Consider the following 675-nt stretch of genomic DNA (forward strand, 5'->3'; position numbering starts at 1 on the left):
GGGCACCCACCGTCTGGTGCGCATTAGCCCCTTCGACAACCAGGGACGCCGTCAGACTTCCTTTGCCGGTGTCGAGGTGTTGCCCGTCGTTGAGGAGACCGACCACGTCGACATCCCAGGGTCCGATCTGCGCGTTGACGTCTTCCATGCCTCGGGCCCTGGTGGCCAGGGTGTGAATACCACCGACTCTGCCGTTCGTCTGACACACCTTCCGACCGGCATCGTAGTGAGCTGTCAGAATGAGCGTTCCCAAATTCAGAACAAGGCCGCCGCCTTGCGAGTTCTTCAGGCCAAGCTGCTTGAGAAAGCCCGTGAGGAACAGGAAGCCGAAATGAATTCATTGAAGTCTGAGGGCAACTCATGGGGAGCCCAGATGCGCTCCTACGTGCTGCATCCCTACCAAATGGTCAAGGATTTGCGTACTAATCATGAGGTCGGTAACACTGATGCCGTCTTCGACGGAGATATCGACGACTTTATCGACGCTGGTATTCGTTGGCGTCGCAAGAACGAAACCGACTGACGGGGACAGACGTGATCACCTTCGATAGTGTCACAAAGACATATACCGGGCAGAGCCAAGCGGCTCTATCTGACGTCAATGTCGACATCGACAAGGGGGAGTTCGTTTTCCTCGTGGGTCAGTCCGGATCAGGGAAGTCGACCTTCATCCGA

The 675-nt window shown here is 56.4% G+C and carries 2 protein-coding genes; both read left to right on the forward strand.

The features are described 5' to 3' along the window. Positions 1-523, forward strand: a 523-nt coding sequence (locus HMPREF0721_RS11205) for a peptide chain release factor-like protein (RefSeq protein ID WP_006599910.1), incomplete at its 5' end; no start/stop codon positions are given. A gap of 11 nt (positions 524-534) precedes the next feature. Next, positions 535-675 (forward strand): ATP-binding cassette domain-containing protein (locus HMPREF0721_RS11655; protein ID WP_156788802.1); only part of this gene is annotated, 141 nt, incomplete at its 3' end.

The organism is Pseudoramibacter alactolyticus ATCC 23263, assembly GCF_000185505.1.
Lineage (GTDB): Bacteria > Bacillota > Clostridia > Eubacteriales > Eubacteriaceae > Pseudoramibacter > Pseudoramibacter alactolyticus.